This is a genomic window from Salinibacterium sp. NK8237 (assembly GCF_015864955.1).
GTDB lineage: Bacteria > Actinomycetota > Actinomycetes > Actinomycetales > Microbacteriaceae > Rhodoglobus.
Window position 1 is genome coordinate 151,197 of sequence record NZ_JADYWE010000003.1, and the last position, 17,645, is coordinate 168,841.

At 61.0% G+C, this 17,645-nt stretch carries 14 protein-coding genes; 11 read left to right on the plus strand and 3 right to left on the minus strand.

Features of this window, described 5'->3' with window-relative positions:
* The 6 genes from I6E56_RS14240 to I6E56_RS14265 all read left to right on the plus strand — a co-directional run bounded on the left by I6E56_RS14240 (position 1) and on the right by I6E56_RS14265 (position 6,788).
* Positions 1-1,512 carry an aldehyde dehydrogenase family protein gene (locus I6E56_RS14240; RefSeq protein WP_197139181.1) on the plus strand — a complete coding sequence of 504 codons (1,512 nt, stop codon included), beginning with the start codon at positions 1-3 and terminating at the stop codon, positions 1,510-1,512.
* Complete coding sequence (locus I6E56_RS14245) at positions 1,509-2,366, plus strand: aldehyde dehydrogenase family protein (RefSeq protein WP_197139182.1); 858 nt, start codon at positions 1,509-1,511, stop codon at positions 2,364-2,366. Before I6E56_RS14240 ends, I6E56_RS14245 begins: the two co-directional genes overlap by 4 nt.
* A 58-nt stretch (positions 2,367-2,424) precedes the next feature.
* Positions 2,425-3,273, plus strand: a complete 849-nt coding sequence (locus I6E56_RS14250) for a CAP domain-containing protein (RefSeq protein WP_197139183.1) — start codon at positions 2,425-2,427, stop codon at positions 3,271-3,273.
* A 66-nt stretch (positions 3,274-3,339) separates the two neighbouring features.
* Positions 3,340-4,812, plus strand: coding sequence for an SDR family oxidoreductase (locus I6E56_RS14255; RefSeq protein ID WP_197139184.1), 1,473 nt, complete (start codon positions 3,340-3,342; stop codon positions 4,810-4,812).
* 39 nt (positions 4,813-4,851) lie between these two features.
* A complete protein-coding gene (locus I6E56_RS14260; RefSeq protein ID WP_197139185.1) occupies positions 4,852-5,754 on the plus strand; it encodes a ribokinase in 903 nt (300 codons plus the stop codon).
* 89 nt (positions 5,755-5,843) lie between these two features.
* On the plus strand, positions 5,844-6,788 hold the full coding sequence (locus tag I6E56_RS14265; RefSeq protein WP_197139186.1) for a glycerophosphodiester phosphodiesterase family protein: 945 nt from the start codon (positions 5,844-5,846) through the stop codon (positions 6,786-6,788).
* A gap of 21 nt (positions 6,789-6,809) precedes the next feature.
* Here I6E56_RS14265 and I6E56_RS14270 read toward each other — a convergent pair whose 3' ends face one another.
* Positions 6,810-8,141, minus strand: a complete 1,332-nt coding sequence (locus I6E56_RS14270; RefSeq protein ID WP_197139187.1) for a M20/M25/M40 family metallo-hydrolase — start codon at positions 8,139-8,141, stop codon at positions 6,810-6,812.
* 66 nt (positions 8,142-8,207) lie between these two features.
* Here I6E56_RS14270 and I6E56_RS14275 point away from each other — a divergent pair, with 66 nt between their 5' ends.
* From I6E56_RS14275 to I6E56_RS14290, 4 genes are all read left to right on the plus strand, one after another.
* The gene (locus I6E56_RS14275) at positions 8,208-10,103 is read left to right on the plus strand and encodes a DUF2207 domain-containing protein (protein ID WP_197139188.1); all 1,896 of its coding nucleotides are present in this window, start codon (positions 8,208-8,210) and stop codon (positions 10,101-10,103) included.
* A gap of 51 nt (positions 10,104-10,154) precedes the next feature.
* On the plus strand, positions 10,155-10,499 hold the full coding sequence (locus I6E56_RS14280; protein WP_197139189.1) for a DUF6804 family protein: 345 nt from the start codon (positions 10,155-10,157) through the stop codon (positions 10,497-10,499).
* 209 nt (positions 10,500-10,708) lie between these two features.
* The gene (locus I6E56_RS14285; protein WP_197139190.1) at positions 10,709-12,856 is read left to right on the plus strand and encodes a DEAD/DEAH box helicase; all 2,148 of its coding nucleotides are present in this window, start codon (positions 10,709-10,711) and stop codon (positions 12,854-12,856) included.
* Positions 12,857-12,985: 129 nt separating this feature from the next.
* Positions 12,986-14,446: an aspartate ammonia-lyase gene (locus I6E56_RS14290; protein WP_197139191.1), complete on the plus strand. Its 1,461-nt coding sequence runs from the start codon at positions 12,986-12,988 to the stop codon at positions 14,444-14,446.
* Between the two features lie 105 nt (positions 14,447-14,551).
* Here the strand turns inward: I6E56_RS14290 and I6E56_RS14295 are convergent, their stop codons facing one another.
* Together I6E56_RS14295 and I6E56_RS14300 are read right to left on the minus strand one after the other, a co-directional pair.
* Entirely contained in the window at positions 14,552-15,178 is a 627-nt protein-coding gene (locus I6E56_RS14295) for a protoporphyrinogen oxidase (RefSeq protein WP_197139192.1), read from the minus strand.
* Between the two features lie 9 nt (positions 15,179-15,187).
* Positions 15,188-16,663 (minus strand): AlkA N-terminal domain-containing protein, encoded by a 1,476-nt coding sequence (locus I6E56_RS14300; RefSeq protein WP_197139193.1) that lies wholly within the window; start codon positions 16,661-16,663, stop codon positions 15,188-15,190.
* 124 nt (positions 16,664-16,787) lie between these two features.
* Between I6E56_RS14300 and I6E56_RS14305 the strand changes: the two genes are divergently transcribed.
* Entirely contained in the window at positions 16,788-17,615 is an 828-nt protein-coding gene (locus tag I6E56_RS14305; RefSeq protein WP_197139194.1) for a hypothetical protein, read from the plus strand.
* Positions 17,616-17,645: the final 30 nt, after the last annotated feature.

Sequence of the window (17,645 nt, forward strand, 5' to 3'; positions counted from 1 at the left end):
ATGACAGAGAATGACAAAGCGGTAACCGCGAAGGCCCCGAGCTTTCTCGACTACGCCCCCGCCCCCGAATCGACTTCGGTTCTGCACTTGAAGAAGCACTACGGTCTCTTCATCGACGGTGAATTTGTGGATGGTCGCGGCGACGCGTTCAGCACGATCTCACCGGCAACCGAAAAGGAGATCGCCTCGATCTCCAATGCCAACAGCGCTGATGTGGATGTCGCCGTCGCTGCAGCCCGCAAGGCTTACGACCGTACGTGGTCGAAGCTGTCGGGTGCAGACCGAGGCAAGTACCTCTTCCGCATTGCGCGCCTCGTGCAGGAGCGGGCTCGCGAGCTTGCTGTTGCCGAGAGCCTCGATAACGGAAAGCCGATCAAGGAGAGCCGCGACGTTGACGTGCCTCTCGTTGCTGCCTGGTTCTTCTACTACGCCGGTTGGGCTGACAAGCTCGACTACGCGGGTCTCGGCCCGAACCCGCAGTCGCTCGGTGTTGCCGCTCAGGTAATCCCGTGGAACTTCCCGCTGCTCATGCTCGCGTGGAAGATCGCTCCGGCGCTCGCGGCAGGAAACACCGTCGTGATCAAGCCGGCAGAGACCACTCCGCTGAGCGCCATGATCTTCGCCGAAATCCTGCAGCAGGCTGACCTGCCCAAGGGTGTCGTCAACATCGTCACCGGCGCCGGCGACACGGGCCACGCGCTCGTCAACCACCCCGACGTCAACAAGGTCGCCTTCACTGGCTCAACCGGTGTTGGCCGTGCAATCGCGAAGTCGGTCGCAGGCACGGGCAAGAAAGTCACCCTCGAACTCGGTGGCAAGGCGGCGAACATCGTCTTCGATGACGCCCCCATGGACCAAGCCATCGAGGGAATCGTCAACGGCATCTTCTTCAACCAGGGCCACGTCTGCTGTGCAGGATCGCGCCTTCTGGTTCAAGAGAATGTTCACGATGAGGTCGTCGACCGTCTCAAGGCGCGACTGTCCACGCTGCGCATGGGGGACCCGCTCGACAAGAACACCGACATCGGTGCGATCAACTCCAAGGCTCAGCTCGACCGCATCCGTGAACTCAGCGACATTGGTGAAGCCGAAGGTTCAGAGCGCTGGACCGCCGACTGCCCGATTCCCGAAAACGGTTTCTGGTTTGCACCCACAATCTTCACGAACGTATCGACCTCGAGTCGCATCGCTCGTGAAGAAGTTTTCGGACCAGTGCTGAGCGTTCTCACGTTCCGCACTCCCGCAGAAGCTATCGCTAAGGCCAACAACACGCCCTACGGGCTGTCTGCGGGCATTTGGAGCGAGAAGGGCTCACGAGTCCTCGCTGTGGCTGACAAGTTGCGCGCTGGCGTCATCTGGGCCAACACGTTCAACCGTTTCGATCCTGCGTCGCCGTTTGGTGGCTACAAGGAGAGTGGCTACGGCCGCGAGGGTGGCCGTCACGGACTGGCCTCCTACTTAGAATCCGCTGGATGGGCCGCGCCCGCCGTCACGAAAGGTGGCAAGAAATGACCCGTCTCACGGTTCCTAAGACCTACAAGCTCTATATCGGTGGCAAGTTTCCGCGCAGTGAAAGCGGCCGCACCTACGAGGTAGCAACCAAGAAGGGCGCCTTCCTCGCGAACGCAGCCCTGGCAAGCCGCAAGGACGCTCGGGATGCCGTAGTCGCCGCCCGCGCAGCCTTCAGCGGTTGGTCGGGGGCCACGGGCTACAACCGCGGCCAGGTGCTGTACCGCATTGCAGAACTGTTGGAGGGTCGTCGCGAGCAGTTCATCGACGAGCTCATGGCTACCGAATCGCTCTCGAAGTCGGCAGCGACCGCACAGCTCGATACGGCAATCGATGCGTGGGTTTGGTATGCGGGCTGGGCAGACAAGTACGTGCAGGTTGCCGGTAACGGTAACCCCGTTTCTGGTCCGTACTTCAACCTCTCGACCCCGGAGCCCAGTGGCGTCATTGCCATCGTGGCTCCGCAGGACTCGTCTTCGCTGCTCGGGCTCGTGAGCGTCATTGCTCCGGCTCTGGTCAGCGGCAACACGGTTGTCGTGGTTGCTCACCAGAACGCTCCGCTCAGCGCGATAAGCCTCTCTGAGGTTCTCGCGACGAGTGACGTTCCCGGGGGCGTCGTCAATATCCTCACGGGTTCACCAGCAGAGATCGCGCCGTGGCTTGCGAGTCATGCGGATGTCAATGGTCTCGACCTCGCTGGAGCAGAACAGCTCGAGTGGGTTGACCTTCAGATCTCGGCTGCCGACACGCTCAAGCGCGTTCTTGGCCCGGTCGTGGGAGTTCCCGCACCGTCCGTCGAACGCATCGTTCAGTGGACCGAAACAAAGACGGTCTGGCACACGAAGTCTCTGATTTAGCCGAGAGGTGTGGCGTGGGGGTTGCTCTGCGCTCGTATCTACGGATACTTGCTGAGTAATGATTTTTTCACGCCACACTCCGTCTCGTATTGTCAGCGCCGCCTTTGCCTTTCTGCTGGCGATACTTCTTGTCCCTGTCTCCGCGGCGAGCCCTGCTTCTGCGGCTGAGGCAGACACGATTTATAGTCTCGTGAATGAAGCGCGGTGGGATGACGGCCAGCTTGGTCTCATCCGCAATGCTGAGATGGACGCGGTCGCTTTGGCATGGGCCAAGAAGATGGCGGCGAGCAACAACATGTCGCACAACCCCGACTACTCGGCGCAGATTCCGACCGGGTGGCGGTCTGCTGGCGAGAATGTGGCGCAGGGTTACCGCACCGCGCAGGCGATGCACGATGGCTGGATGGCGTCTAAGGGGCACCGCGAGAACATTCTGGGCGCGTTCACCGATATCGGTATCGCGTTCTATACGAGCGGCGGCACGACGTGGGGAGTGCAGGTTTTCGCAACCTATCCTGGCCACACGGGTCCGGATGCCTCGACTGCAGTGGCAGCGCCCACTGCCGACCCTGAGCCTTCTGAGGAGTCAAGCGAGACACCGGCGTCGTCCGCAACGCCAACGCCCACACCAACGCCGACAGCAAGCGAAACCGCCGAGGCTGGCTCGGGAACAGATTCGTCGTCGGGTTCGGCGTCTAGCGGCACAATCGGCGAGGTCGATACCACCGTTGCCCCCACTCTGTCTCAAGCGGAGTTGCAGGCGAGCGTGTATGGGGCTCGACCGGACTACACGTGGATCTCGTGGACTATCTTCTTCAGCTTGCTTGCCTTGGGCGCTGGCTTCTGGTTTCTGATGTGGCGCCGCATGAAGTCTCGGCGCCCGGTAGGCCGGCGCGCCCGCAAGTAGCGGTTCAGCAGCGAGTATCAAGGCGTTTGTGCGCTGCTTCCCAGTCGCGCTGCCTAGGCTTACCGCATGCGCGTTCTTGTAACTGGAGCAACAGGATATTTGGGTGGCCGACTCGTCCCTCGGCTGATCGAAGCGGGTCACACAGTGCGAGTTCTCGTACGCAATCCCCGCAAACTTCACGACGTTCCGTGGCGTGACGATGTTGATGTCGTTGAGGGAGATCTCACCGACGCGAGCACGCTCACGGATGCCATGGTCGACATCGATGCGCTCTACTACCTGGTGCACGCGATGGGCGCCGCTGGGGACTTCGAAAAGACCGAGAAGCTTTCTGCGACCAATGTGGCGAAGGCAGCGAAAAAGGCGGGCGTCTCGCGCATCGTCTATCTCGGTGGCTTGCACCCGGCCGGGGATATCTCTGAACTCAGCCGTCACTTGCGCAGTCGTGCCGAAGTTGGCAACATCCTGCTGGAATCTGGCGTGCCCACGATCGCGTTCAACGCCGGCGTGGTGATCGGTTCAGGGTCGGCATCGTTCGAAATGATCCGCCACCTCACCGAGGTGCTTCCCTATATGCCTGCGCCGAAATGGGTGCGCAACTTTATTCAGCCGATCGCCGTGCGCGACGTGCTTTACTACCTCGTCTCTGCCCTCGAACTGCCCTCAGAGCTCAATCGCAGTTTCGACATCGGCGGCCCGGATGTGCTGCGTTACGGCCAAATGATGAATGGCTACGCTCTCGAGGCTGGCCTTCACCAGCGCCCCATCGCGTCGTTGCCCGTGCTGACCCCGTGGCTCGCTTCGCAGTGGGTCAACCTAGTGACCCCCATCCCGCGTTTGCTCGCAGTGCCGATCATTGAGTCACTGCAGTTCGACTGTGTCGTGCGCGATACATCGGTGTCGGATTTCATTCCGGATCCTGAGGGTGGCCTCACGGGATACCGGGCATCGGTTCGTTTGGCTCTTGTGAAGATGGGCGACGGCGAAGTCGAGACGAGCTGGCAGGATGCCACCGTTGTTGGCGCGCCGAGCGATCCGATTCCCAGTGACCCGGAGTGGACAGGGCACACGGTCTACACCGACCTTCGGGAACGTGAAACGCCCGCCTCGGCGGATGCCTTGTGGGGTGTCGTCGAGGGAATCGGTGGCGAGAACGGGTGGTATTCCTTCCCGCTGGCGTGGGCTCTGCGCGGCTGGCTCGACAAGCTGGTTGGCGGGGTCGGCCTGCGTCGTGGCCGGCGGCATCCGAGCATGTTGAATACGGGCGATGCTCTCGACTTTTGGCGCGTGGAAAGCATCGACCGCGGGCACAGCTTGCGGTTGCGTGCCGAGATGAAACTTCCCGGGCGGGCGTGGCTCGAACTCACTGTTGAGGATCGCGGTGACCAGGGCGCGCTGTATCGCCAACGTGCCGTGTTCTTTCCGAGTGGGCTGGGTGGGCGACTGTACTGGGCGGCAATTTTGCCGTTCCACGGCGTGATCTTTAGCGGCATGGTCAACCGGATTGTGGCCGCGGCCGAAGCCGAGTCTGCCGAATAAAGTGCGCCGCTCGCACCGGGAATGCGCTACTTTTGACTAATGTCAGGAATCGTCGTCGTCGGTAGCGCAAACATTGATCAGGTCTTTCGGGTAGAACGGATTCCGTCTCCGGGAGAGACTGTCCTCTCTCAAGGGCTCAACACCGCGCTCGGCGGCAAGGGTCAAAACCAGGCAGTCGCCGCGGCGCGCGCGGGAGTAGCAACCACGTTCATCGGTGCTGTCGGAGACGATGGTTTCGGTGACATGGTGCGCAACGGACTCGCGGCCGATTCGATTGATGTTTCCCACCTCAAGACCACAGACAAGCCAACGGGCACGGCGCTCATCGCCGTCGATCCGACCGGCGAGAACACGATCATCGTTGAGGCCGGTGCCAACAATGATGTTGCCAACCTCACGAGTGAAGACTCTGCCGCGATCAGCGCAGCATCCGCCCTCATGATGCAGCTGGAGATCCCACTGGCTACCGTGATCGAGTCTGCTCGCATCGCTCGTGCGGTTGGCACGCGCGTGATTCTGAATGCAGCACCAATTCAGGCGCTGCCCAAAGAACTGTTGGATAACCTCGACATCCTGATCGTCAATGAACACGAAGCTGCTGAACTTGCGCGCGATAACGATCTCTCTGCCGAGCTCGAAGGAGTGGGCGAGCGTCTCTTGAGCCTCGTCTCCACCGTCATTGTCACTCTGGGCTCGAAGGGCGCTGCTCTTCACCGCGTCGGCTCTGAGCCGGTCGTCGTTCCCGCTCACCGGGTCACGGCCGTAGACGCTACGGGCGCTGGCGACACGTTCTGTGGTGCCTTCGCCGCGGGTGTCGTCGAAGGAATGATGATGGATGATGCTCTGCGCTTTGCTGGCGCTGCGGCATCCATTTCGGTAGAGAACCACGGTGCTGTGCCTTCGATTCCGCTCCGGGCGGCTATTGAGACACGCCTCAAGTAATTCGCGCAGAAGGTAACGAATTGGTAACAGGCTCGCTATAGTGGGGTCACCGCGAACGTGCGGCAACCCGACACGAGGATGGCGAGTCAATGGCGACATCGCACCACCCGGCATACCCGAAACATCACCTTCGAGCATGGAGAGCGGCGCTAGCGGCCACGATAGTCACCGCAATCACCCTCGCACTCGTCTTGAACGCGAATGTGATCCGAGTGCATGCGGCCGGAGTTTTTACGTCGCTCAAAGCGCCAGGGGAGGCCGCGTTCATTGCGGGCCATCGCGGCGACGTGTCAGTGGCACCCGAGAACACCATCGAAGCCTTGAGCCTCGCACTCGACAGTGCGGCTGACTACGTCGAAACGGATGTTCAGCTGACGGCCGATGGCGTTCCCGTGCTCATGCACGACTGGACCGTCGATCGCACGACCGACGGCACCGGCCCGGTGTGGCAATACACCTACGAGGAGCTTTCCGCTCTCGACGCTGGTTCATGGTTCGGCGAGGAATTTGCGGGAGCCACCGTGCCTACTCTTGAGCAGTTCTTGGGCGTGCTCCGTTGGTCGACCAAGAACGCGATTTTGGAACTCAAAGGGTCGTGGACCGACGATCAGGTTGCACTCGTCGCCGACCTGATTGCCCGCAACGGTGTGAACAACCATGTCATCATCGGAAGTTTCGACATCGTGACGCTGCAGGCGGTGCAGCGCGTCAGTCCTGAACTCCCGGGGATGCTCATCGTCCGCAACATTGTGGGCGACCCCGCTGAACTCGCGGCGGCATCAGGCGCAGTCGCGCTCGTGACGAGCGAAAAAGCCATCACCCAAGACCCTGACCTTGTGCACCGCGTTCATGATGCCGGTCTCGGCATATTGATTTATACCCTCAACGATTCAGACACGTGGTCGGATGCCGTAGCCCTCGGCGTCGATGGCATTGTCACCGATCGGCCGGCAGAGCTGGGAACCTGGATTGCACAAGAAGTTGTCGACACAGACACCCTTCCCTTGGCGCTTCCTCGTGTTGCCGCAGATTAACGCCGTCGCGACCGTCGTCGTCTAGAGAGAAGCGATGAGGGCTCGATAAAACGCAATACCGTCGAGGTAGCTGCTCACGAGCATCCGTTCATTGCGGGCGTGCAAAGTGTCGCGCACCTCGCGCGCCATCGCGAACGGGGTGAAGCGGTACACACCGGTGCTGATGCGGGTGAAGTGCCGACTATCAGTGGCGCCGTTTTGCACGTAGGGAGTAACCAGAGTTCCCGGGAAGCTTTTCTCAATTGTTGAGCGCAGCAACTCCCAAGCGAGGCCCGTCGTGGCCGACACTGGCGATGGCTCACCGGGGGAGTCGACCGTTACCCGAACGCGCTTGTCGTTGATCGCGCGCGTCACATGCTTGACCGTCTCGTCGAGACTCGAATTCACCGCGATACGCACATTGATGACGGCACTGACACGTTCAGGCATGGCATTGACGGCGTGACCGCCCTCGAGAATGGTGACCGCTTGCGTCGTGCGCATCATGGCAGCGAGCTCGTCACTCTTGCGCACGAGGATAGGCAGCAGCAGGGTTTTCGTCCAGGACACATTGCGCAGCAAGTAGCCGGTGACGCCGCCAGCATGCTCGCCAAGCAAGCGCATCAGGTCGGCGCCCGTAGGGGTCAGTTGCGAGGGAAACGGTCGAGAGTTGAGACGAACAATTGCCTGAGCAAGACGCACCGCTGCGGGAAACTTCGGCGGGGTAGAAGCATGACCGCCGGATTGGTCGACCGTCAGGCGAAGAGCTGCGGTGCCCTTCTCAGCAACTCCGACGACTGCCATCGGCGAGTCCACCTGTTCAAAGACGTCATCGACAATGGCACCGCCTTCGTCAAGAACGAGAGTGGGCCGCACGCCGCGACTTTCGAGAAGATCAACAATGGCGGCTGCACCGGTGCCGTGAGTTTCCTCATCGTGACCGAAGCACAGATAAATGTCTTGGGCCGGAACCAGTCCAGCTTCGAGTTGTGTCTCGACAGCCTCGAGGATGGCGACAACAGAACCCTTGTCGTCGAGCGTGCCACGACCCCACATCAGCTGCTCATCGTCTTTGCCGCTGAGCTCAGCAGCAAAGGGAGGACGCTTCCAGCCCTCGTTGGTGGCCGCGACGACGTCGTAGTGCCCCATGAGCACAGCGGGTTCGGTCGATGCACGGCCGCGCCAGCGGAAAATGAGGGAATGGTCCAGCACCGTTTCACGCTCGAGCCGGCTGTGGCACAGTGGATACAGTTTGCGCAACGTCTGGGCGAAACGGTCGAACTCATGCCATTCAGTAGTGGAGGCATCCTCCCGAGAAATGGTGGGAATTCGAACGAGTTCTTGCAGATGTTCGACAGCCAAAGCACTCTTCATACCTCGACTCTAGCGAGCGCTGGGCGGTGCGTGTTTTCCCGCGAGGGTGAAGGAAACGGAGACGCGATGACAACCAGAGGCAAGCAACACGCTCGAGTGCACGTGAACGTGGGGCGTGGCGTGGGTTTCGGCGCGCGGCTTGTGGCGGCGCTAGCGGTGGCGCTGGCGCTGGGCGCAGCACCTCTCACCGCGACGGCTGCCGAGCATCCGATCGTCAGCAGTAATGTCAGCGACGCGGTCACCAGCGTGGTTCACGCGGGTCTCGATGACTTTGTCTTCGATAGTTACGATGCAGAGTTCTTTCTTGATCGGGATGCTGACGGCCGGTCGACGCTACGCACGGTAGAAACGTTCGTCGCTATTTTTCCGGCCGATCAAAACCGTGGCATGCTCCGGGCAATCCCCAATTACTACAAGGGAGTTCCCGTCGAGGTGCACGATATTTCCGTGACGGATGAGACGGGCGCCGCACGACCGTTCGACGTAGAGAATGATGACGAGTTCACGCTTGTCACCAGCGCCGCAGCCTCGTTCGTTGAGGGGCCGCAGACGTACATTTTTAGCTACGAGCAGTCGAACGTTACAGCATTCGCCCCCGACACTAACGCCGACGAATTCTATTGGGACACCAACGGCACCGGGTGGAATCAGCCCTTCGGCTCGGTTGAGGCCACGATTCATTTAGGCGAGGGGCTCAGCGACGCTCTGGTGGCTGAGCCCGATTGTTATTGGGGCATCGCGCGATCCACGCAACAGTGTGAAATCGCTGCCTCCGATGCCGATACGTACGTCGCCGCGCATGGATTGCTGCAGCGCGGCCAGAATGTCACGGTCGCGTTTGGCTTTGAGCCTGGCACGTTCGTCGAGCGTGACAGTTCCTATTTGGCCTCCCCGGCGGGATACGGGCAGTCGGTCGGCTTTCTCGCTGCGCTGGGTGCCCTCGTCTGGGCGATCCGTCTGCGACGTACACAACTTGCGGATGCTGCTGGGCGTCCGACGATCATTGCTGAGTATGCGCCGCCGAAGGGAGTTTCGGTCGCTACCGCCGCTCTCGTGATCAATAAGCGCACGCGAGTGGTCGCCGCTCAGATTCTGGACTTTGCTGTGCGCGGTACCTTGCGTGTGCTTGAGCGGGAGTCGAAGGGGGCTTTCCGCACACGAACCGAGTACCGGCTTGAACTCGTTGATCCCACGAGGGTCGAGGGCTACGAGCTAGAAATCCTGCGGGCACTTTTCGGCAATTCCCTGCACCACGGAGCGATTCGGGAACTGAAAACAGCGGACTCCAAGCTCAGCCGTGCGCTCTACACAATTGTGCAGAAACAGAATTCTGGGCTGATCGCTGCGGGGTATCGACGAAAGGTGCCGGCCAATCGTTACCTTCCGCTTCTGGTGGCGGCGCTCGCGGCCCTGACCTCTATCGTTCTGGGTGCAGTGCTGATCTCGGGCTCGTACGGGTCAGCTTTCCCGTTCGTCGTCATCGTGTTCGCGATGGGGGTTGCCTTCGCGTGCGTGTTCTTGCTGTTTCGCTCGCCGCTCACCCCGGAGGGGGCGGAGTTACGGGATCATCTCGCGGGGCTTGAGCTCTATATCCGATTGGCTGAGGCTGATCGATTGCGCATGTTGCAGAGTCCGGCGGGCGCCCTTCGGGAACACAACGAGGACACCGGCGCTGCCGATGTTCTGAAAGTGTACGAAAAGCTTCTTCCCTACGCGGTCATTTTCGGTCTCGAGAAAGAATGGCTGACCGAGTTGGGCAAGTACTACGACGACGAATCTCCCGAGTGGTATTCAGGCTCGGGAGCGTTCAACGCGGCAGTCTTCGCATCGAGCATTTCGACAGTGTCATCGTCGATCGCTAGCTCCTACTCCGGAAGCGCGTCAAGCAGCTCCAGCGGCGGTTCCGGCGGAGGCGGTTCGTCTGGTGGCGGCGGTGGCGGCGGTGGAGGCGGCGGGGTCTAGCGGTTCCGGAGCGGCGAACTCGCGCATCGTGAGGCGGGTATATTCAAACGAGTGAGTGCAACGTATCCGAATCGTCCCCGCCGCGTAGCGTTGCCCGCCGCAATCCTCGCCGTACTCGTGCTGCTGGTTGGTGCAGGCGTGATCGGAACCGAGATCTTCACGATCGTGCGCTACGTGGTGAGCATCCTCGCGCTCATCTGCGTTGTCCTTGTCTGGCAGGTTCGCCAGTGGTGGTGGGCCATCGGGCTCATTCCGATTGCCATCGTCTGGAATCCGATCGTTCCGATTGAGATTGCAGACGTCCAACTTTTCCAAGGTTTGCACTACACCGCAGCCCTCGTGTTCATCGCCGTCGGCGTTGGGGCTCGGGTCACAGACCCCACAAGTCGAGGTTAATTCGCTCGGATAGCGCACTCCGGCGATTTTCTGCGTAGACTGATTCACGCATCCCTTGAGACCACCAATCGCATCGCAGTTGGGTCTGGCTCCTTTGAGTGGATGTTGTCACTCTATTGAAGTCCCTATCGTGGCAACGTCTATTCGTTCAACGGCTATGAATCCTCGTACCCGCGACTGAGCCGCTCGCCCTAGCGCCAGGAGAATAATTGACCACCTCGTCAAAGTCCGATTCCTCACAGCGCAATAAGCGACCCAAAAATTCGGGTCAGCGCCAAGCGGGAGGCGCCCAGCGCCGTCGTGCTCGTCCCGGTGATGACACCGGTGTGATCCCTGTATTGGCCCGCGCCGCGCGCGAGGTCGAAACGGCTGTGCAGAAGGGACCCCTCAAGCCAGCCAACCGTGCCCGCTTCCAAGTTGCGGCTCTTCTGCTGCGCGAAGAACGTGCTCGCGTAAAGACGGATGCGACCCTCACTGACTCTGAGCGTGCGAATGAACAAAAGCGCCTCGATGGCCTCGCCGGCATTCTTGCTAAGACCGCCGCTCGAGACACGAGCCTGCTTTCGATGTTGGGGGAGTCAGCACCCATCACTCCCGCAGCGAAGGCGCTGCGCCGCGACTTGCTCCTCGACGCCGGCGTCGAGCTGAGCCCCGATGAACTGATTATTTCCGAAGAACCTAAGCCCGTTGACAAGCAGGTCGAAAAGCAGGTTGTTCCGGCATCCGTTCGTCAGATGCAGATGGCAAACCCGTTCTTGGCTCCCGATTTCAGCGCGATTGCTCCGCAGAAGGAACACAGCAATCGTCTCGCTAACTGGGAACTCATTGATCCACTCTTTCGTGCGTTTGAGCACGGCTCCGGCGGCGGAGCGGCATCAATGGAGTTGCCAGAGGCCGCATCGCTGCGCACTCGCGGAAATCTTGAACTCATGCGTCACCAGGCGCGATTCGTCGAGGTCGTCAAGCAGGGTCACCGCACCTTCTTGCTCGCCGATGAGCCAGGACTCGGCAAGACAGCGCAGGCGCTGATGGCGGCGGAAGCCTCTAACTCGTACCCGCTGCTAGTCGTAGTGCCGAACGTCGTCAAAACCAACTGGGAACGTGAAGTTGAACTCTGGACTCCGGGTCGCAGCGCGACCGTTGTGCACGGTGATGGCGACACGGTAGACGCGTTCAGCGACGTCGTGATCGTCAACTACGAAGTTCTCGACCGCCACGTCGGCTGGCTCGGCCGTTTCGGATTCAAGGGCATGGTCGTCGACGAAGCCCACTTCATTAAGAACCTCAAATCTGAACGCTCCAAGCACGTTCTCAGCCTGTCGCAAAGCATCCGCGCCACCTACCCGAAAGCGCTTCTCATGGCGCTGACCGGAACCCCCCTGATCAACTCGATCGAAGACTTCCGCGCTATCTGGCAGTTCCTCGGCTGGATCGACGGCACCAAGCCGCTCGCGCCGCTCATGTCGAAGCTCGAAGACTCCGATCTCACGCCAGCCGATCCCGGGTTCTTCTCCGAAGCGCGCCGCGCCGTCATCGATATGGGAATCGTGCGTCGCAAGAAGGTTGACGTCGCTGCCGACATCCCCGCCCGCCGTATCGCCGATATTCCTGTGGAGCTCGATGACGACCTGGGCCGCTCGATTCGGGCAGCAGAGCAAGCCCTCACGGCTCGCCTTGTCGACCGTTTCACTCGAGTGCGCAAGCTCAAGCCCGACGTTGCTATCGAAGACCTCATTCGGGTTGTTGCTCACGCCGAACTCGAAGAGTCGAAGAGTGCAACCACCGGCGAGAACGTCTTCACGATGGTACGGCGCATTGGTCAGGCCAAGGCAACGCTGGCCGCCGACTACACGGCGCAGCTCGCTCGCTCCGTGGGCAAGGTCGTCTTCTTCGCCAAGCACATCGACGTCATGGACACCGCAGAAGCTCACTTCGCCAAGGTCGGCCTCAAGGCTGTCTCCATCCGTGGCGATCAGAGTGCCAAGGCGCGTCAGAACGCTATTGATTCCTTTGCCAATGATCCGGATGTCGCGATCGTGGTTGCGTCGCTCACCGCTGCTGGTGTTGGGCTCAACCTGCAGGCTGCATCCAACGTGGTGCTTGCCGAATTGAGCTGGACCAACGCCGAGCAGACGCAGGCAATCGACCGCGTGCACCGCATCGGCCAAGAGCTTCCGGTCACTGCCTGGCGCATCATCGCCGCGCACACGATTGATGCTCGCATCGCAGAACTCATCGACAGCAAGGCCGGCCTTGCCGCCCGTGCGCTCGACGGATCTGATGAGGCAGTGGTAGCCGAAGCCAACATCCAGTTGCAGGCTCTTTCGGCGCTCTTGCGTGACGCTATCAAGGAATAGCCGCACGTTAAGAAGTGGCTTTCTGGCCACGGCTTTCTCCTCCAGCGCGACTGGTCGCGAGCGTACACTTGAGGCGTGATCACAACGCTTGTGTGTCGCGCCAAAAATCAATGGAGATGAGAAAAAGAGTTGAGCAACACCTCTGTGCAAAACACCGCCACCCGTATCGAATCCGATTCACTCGGCTCGCTTGAGGTCCCCGTTGATGCATATTGGGGAGTGCACACGTTACGCGCGATGCAAAACTTTCCGATCACGCGTCGCGCTATCTCCGTTTACCCCGATCTTGTCCGCGCGCTCGCTCATATCAAGCAGGCAGCAGCACGCGCCAACGCTGAGCTGGGCGTTCTCGATTCGCGCAAGGCGCACGCAATCGATCAGGCCTGCCAAGAGATTCTTGATGGGGCTCTGCACGCAGAGTTCTGCGTCGGAGTAATTCAGGGCGGTGCTGGCACATCGACCAACATGAACGCGAACGAAGTGATCGCGAACCGTGCTCTGGAAATCCTGGGACACAATAAGGGCGAGTACTCGTACCTGCATCCGATTGATGACGTCAACCGCAGCCAGAGCACGAACGACGTGTACCCCACGGCGATCAAACTCGCGATGGTGTTCTCGGTGCGGCGGCTGCTCGTGGAGCACGAATTGCTCTCGCAGTCGTTCGGTGCCAAGGGACGCGAGTTCGTCAACATCCTCAAAATCGGCCGCACGCAAATGCAAGACGCCGTGCCGATGACCCTAGGGCAAGAATTCACAGGGTTCTCGCACACCCTCGAAGAAGACTACGAGCGCCTCACCGAGGTCTTGCCGTTCATGAGCGAGATCAACATGGGCGCAACCGCGATCGGCACCGGTATCACCGCCGACTCTCGCTACGCCGAGGCTGTGCGCCGCCACCTCACCGAGGCCACAGGCATTGAGATGAAGACCGCGTTCGACCTCATCGAGGCCACGAGCGACGTCGGAATCTTCATGACCCTCAGCAGTGTGCTCAAGCGATCTGCCGTCAAGCTTTCCAAGATTTGTAACGACCTTCGGTTGCTGTCGAGCGGCCCACAGGCAGGTTTTGGCGAGATCAACTTGCCCGCTAAGCAGGCCGGTTCGTCGATCATGCCCGGCAAGGTCAACCCGGTTATCCCTGAAGTCGTCAACCAGGTTGCCTTCAGCGTTATTGGGGCGGATGCCACGGTCACAGCGGCTGCGGAGGCTGGCCAATTGCAGCTCAACGCCTTCGAACCGGTGATCGCTCACTCGATCTTGCAATCAGTGATGTGGATGACCAACGCGTGCCGCACGCTGAGAGAAAACTGCATCGATGGCATTACCGCCAATGAAGAGCGACTCGCGGCGCAGGTCGAGACGAGCGTAGGCGTCGTGACAGCGCTGACGCCCTACATCGGCTACGCAGCGGCAGCAAATCTCGCGCATACGGCGCTCACGACAAACGCGTCGATTGCGCAGCTTGTTGTGTCGTCGGGGCTCATGAAGGAAGAAGACGTGAAGCGTGTTCTCACGCCCGAGCGTCTCAGTGGAACTTCGCCGATGACGGCAGCGATCTCGCTACCGTGGCTGGAAGAAGAGAAGTAACCACACCCTCAACCAGAAAGACGCCCTAGCTTCTCGAGAGAGGCTGGGGCGTCTTTGTGTGGTCAGGTCGCTCCTGAGCGACAACTGAGAACGGTGTGTGTGGCTTTACTTCTGAGCGGCCGGTTCGTCGTAGTCCTCATCGTCTTCGTCATCAAGAGGCGCGAGGGCTTCATCCCGTGCTTTACCCGCGGTAATAAAAGCGCGGTCGATGGCTTCTTCGCCGCGTTCGCGAAGCTCTGCTAGTTCCTTATTGGCGTTCTCGCGAACGTCGTCAGCGGTTTCCGTGACGCGACCGACGGCACCGCGTGCGGTGCTCGATGCACGATCGGCGAGTCCCTTGGCGGATTCCTTCGCGTTGTCGGCTAGCTCTTTCGCTGACTCTTTCGCGTTCTCCGCGAGCTCCTTGGCTGACTTCTTTGCGTTCTCCGCGAGATCTTTGGCGGTGTCGCGCGTGTGCTCAGCAAATTCGCGAGTGTTCTCGGCGACATCCTTCGCCTTTTCGCTCACAAAACCCGGCGTCGCTTTGGCAACGGCGGTTGCTTTGTCACGCACGATCGGGGCCTGAGTGCGGGCATATTCTTCGACCGAAGTGCGCGCGCTCGACACTCGAGGGCTCTCCCACACCTGGGTGGCTTTGCCCTTCATTTGGTCGTAACGTTCACGGCCGGCGCGGGCGCCAACAACGTATCCGACAGCGATACCGAAACCGAGGATGAAGAGTCTGGCGTTCATGACCCCAGCCTACGGTGACGTTGCCTTTCGCTCCACCTGTACGGGCCTCGATCGCCACAAGTGCATGCACGCGTAGCTTCGCCACGGCGCCCAGCGGCTCGAGTAAGCAGTGAGAGCCTTCGCGGTATCGGGCAGCCCCAACTCCCCAGCACCTTGGCGAACAACGAGGTCGCTGCTGAGCATGATGTCGGAGTTGCCGAGCACGCGCATCGCCATGTAGCCGGCGGTCCACGGGCCGATTCCGGGCATCGCCATCAAGCTTGCTGTGAATTCGTCGACAGGGGTCGAGACATCCAACTCGAGGTCTCCCGAGGCGATGGCTTCGGCGACCCCGAGGATGCTCGCAACGCGCGTGGCCGGACCCCGCAGAACCTGTGCTCCGGATGCCGCGAGCACGGCTGCGGAGGGAAACAGCCCGTCGCTGCCCAGTTCTTTCACGACGCGGGCATGCACCGTGCGGGCGGCAGCCACGGAAATCTGCTGGCCGATGAGCGTGCGAAAGAGAGTCTCTTCGGTGTCGACGCTGCCGGGGAGGCGCATTCCGGGAACGCGTGCCACGGAGTCAGCCAGCGCCGGATCGCTGCTCAGCGCGCGATCGATCGCGTGCGAGTCAGCGTCGAGGTCGAAGAGACGACGCACGCGGGCGACGAGTGGGGCGACATCCGAAATTCTGGCCAATTGGGCTGTGCAGAGGATGCCGTGGTCGCTGAGTTCAAGTCGCACTCGAGCGATGCCTCCCGGCAGCCGGATGGCGCGCTCAAGGCTGGTGTCGGTAGCAGTCTCGATGCCGGCAACGGCGTGGTTGGCGAAGAACGTCATGAGCCCGGCGCCGTCAAATGGGGCGCGAGTGGGCAAACGAAGCGTGAGCGCTGACGGTCGTTCGACGCCACCGTGGGGATGGGCTGCAGCGCCGCGGCGGGCAAGGGCGCGAAGTTGGCTCGGTGTGGTTTCGTACACCGCTTGAATGGTGTCGTTGAACTGACGGATGCTGGAAAACCCGGCAGCGAACGCAACGTCAGAAATACTGAGCTCTGTCGCGGCGAGCAAGGTGCGGGCGGCTTGGGCGCGGTGAGCGCGGGCGAGTGCGAGCGGACCGGCGCCGAGTTCGGCGGAGAGTACGCGTGTGAGGTGGCGGCTGGTGTAGCCGAGGCGTGTCGATAGCCCTTCTACGCCGTCGCGTTCGACAACACCGTCGGCGATGAGTCGCATGGCGCGCGAGGCGAGATCATCGTTGAGATTCCATTCGGGCGAGCCGGGAACGGCATCCGGCTGGCAGCGTTTGCAGGCGCGTAGGCCCGCTTCGTGGGCGGCGGCAGCGGTGCGATAGAAGCGCACATTGCGAGGTTTTGGCGCCACAGCAGGGCAGCTGGGGCGGCAGTAGATTCCCGTGGAGTGCACGCCAGCGATGAATTGACCGTCGAAGCGAGCATCCCGCGAACAGAGGGCGCGGTATTGCTCATCGAAGCTGAACGTGGGGGAGGACATGGCTTAACTCTGTCACCCCGGTTGGGGCGTGACCAGCGGAAATCAGACATCGTTACGGTCTATTTCCTCCACGCCACCCGTGCTCGATCACTCCGTCGGCGACAGTAACGAGTACAGTCGCACCGTGGAATCTTCGTGGACACTACTCACCGTTCTGGCGGCACTCTGGCTTGTCGCCTTCTCGGCACAACTCGCTGACTACGGCACTGCGCGCTTCGACCACCTCCGGCTTGCACGCGGAGTTCGCACGCGACTTCGCCTGCACCCCGTGGCGTGGACCGTGCCGGTCGCCGCTGTCGGCATCGTTGTGATGGCAATCGCTGCCGACTGGAGCACTCGACTCTTCTTCGCTGAGCCTGCCCAAGCGCCAGCGGCAACCCTCGTTGCGCTCAGCACCGTCGTTGTGGCTGTAGCGATCGTCGCGATTATTGCGGTCGTGGTGGTTCGTCCTCCGGCTGATAGCTATCGACTCGTGCGTGACGAACTCATTGAGACGACGGGATTGCGGATTCACCAGGACCAGATGGATGAGTTTCGCGCCCGTGTCGCTGCAATCGACGCCGCACTGCACAACGACCGGATTACGGATAACACGAAGCTTGCTGCGGTACTGCGTCTGAGCCTGCGCACACCACATCGGCTTATCGCACCGCTGCTTTCGGTTGCCCTCATCGTCACCGCAGCAGTCCAGCTGGCGCAGGGCACGCAGCCATCCTGGGTTCTTGGATTCACAATCATCGCGTTTAGCGTGAGCATCAATATTGGCGTATCAGCAGCACGCGCGTCCCTTGCGCTTGGCCTATCGGTTCGTTCGACTCAGGACGTCTACCGCGGCGAGCTCATGAGTTTGATCGTGGAGGCCGAGCGCTCGTCAAAGAAGCGCGTCGCGGGGCTCGGCGATCGCGTCACTCGTGCCCTCAGTATTCTGCGCGAGCAGCAAGAAGCCGAGTAGTTCTGGCGCGGGGAGGTGTTGCCCGCACGT

Bases quoted from the DNA above. Each gene is read 5' to 3' on its own strand.
- I6E56_RS14240 (WP_197139181.1), top strand. From the start codon at position 1: ATGACAGAGAATGACAAAGCGGTAACCGCGAAGGCCCCGAGCTTTCTC.
- I6E56_RS14245 (WP_197139182.1), top strand. From the start codon at position 1,509: ATGACCCGTCTCACGGTTCCTAAGACCTACAAGCTCTATATCGGTGGC.
- I6E56_RS14250 (WP_197139183.1), top strand. From the start codon at position 2,425: ATGATTTTTTCACGCCACACTCCGTCTCGTATTGTCAGCGCCGCCTTT.
- I6E56_RS14255 (WP_197139184.1), top strand. From the start codon at position 3,340: ATGCGCGTTCTTGTAACTGGAGCAACAGGATATTTGGGTGGCCGACTC.
- I6E56_RS14260 (WP_197139185.1), top strand. From the start codon at position 4,852: ATGTCAGGAATCGTCGTCGTCGGTAGCGCAAACATTGATCAGGTCTTT.
- I6E56_RS14265 (WP_197139186.1), top strand. From the start codon at position 5,844: ATGGCGACATCGCACCACCCGGCATACCCGAAACATCACCTTCGAGCA.
- I6E56_RS14270 (WP_197139187.1), bottom strand. From the start codon at position 8,141: ATGAAGAGTGCTTTGGCTGTCGAACATCTGCAAGAACTCGTTCGAATT.
- I6E56_RS14275 (WP_197139188.1), top strand. From the start codon at position 8,208: ATGACAACCAGAGGCAAGCAACACGCTCGAGTGCACGTGAACGTGGGG.
- I6E56_RS14295 (WP_197139192.1), bottom strand. From the start codon at position 15,178: ATGAACGCCAGACTCTTCATCCTCGGTTTCGGTATCGCTGTCGGATAC.
- I6E56_RS14300 (WP_197139193.1), bottom strand. From the start codon at position 16,663: ATGTCCTCCCCCACGTTCAGCTTCGATGAGCAATACCGCGCCCTCTGT.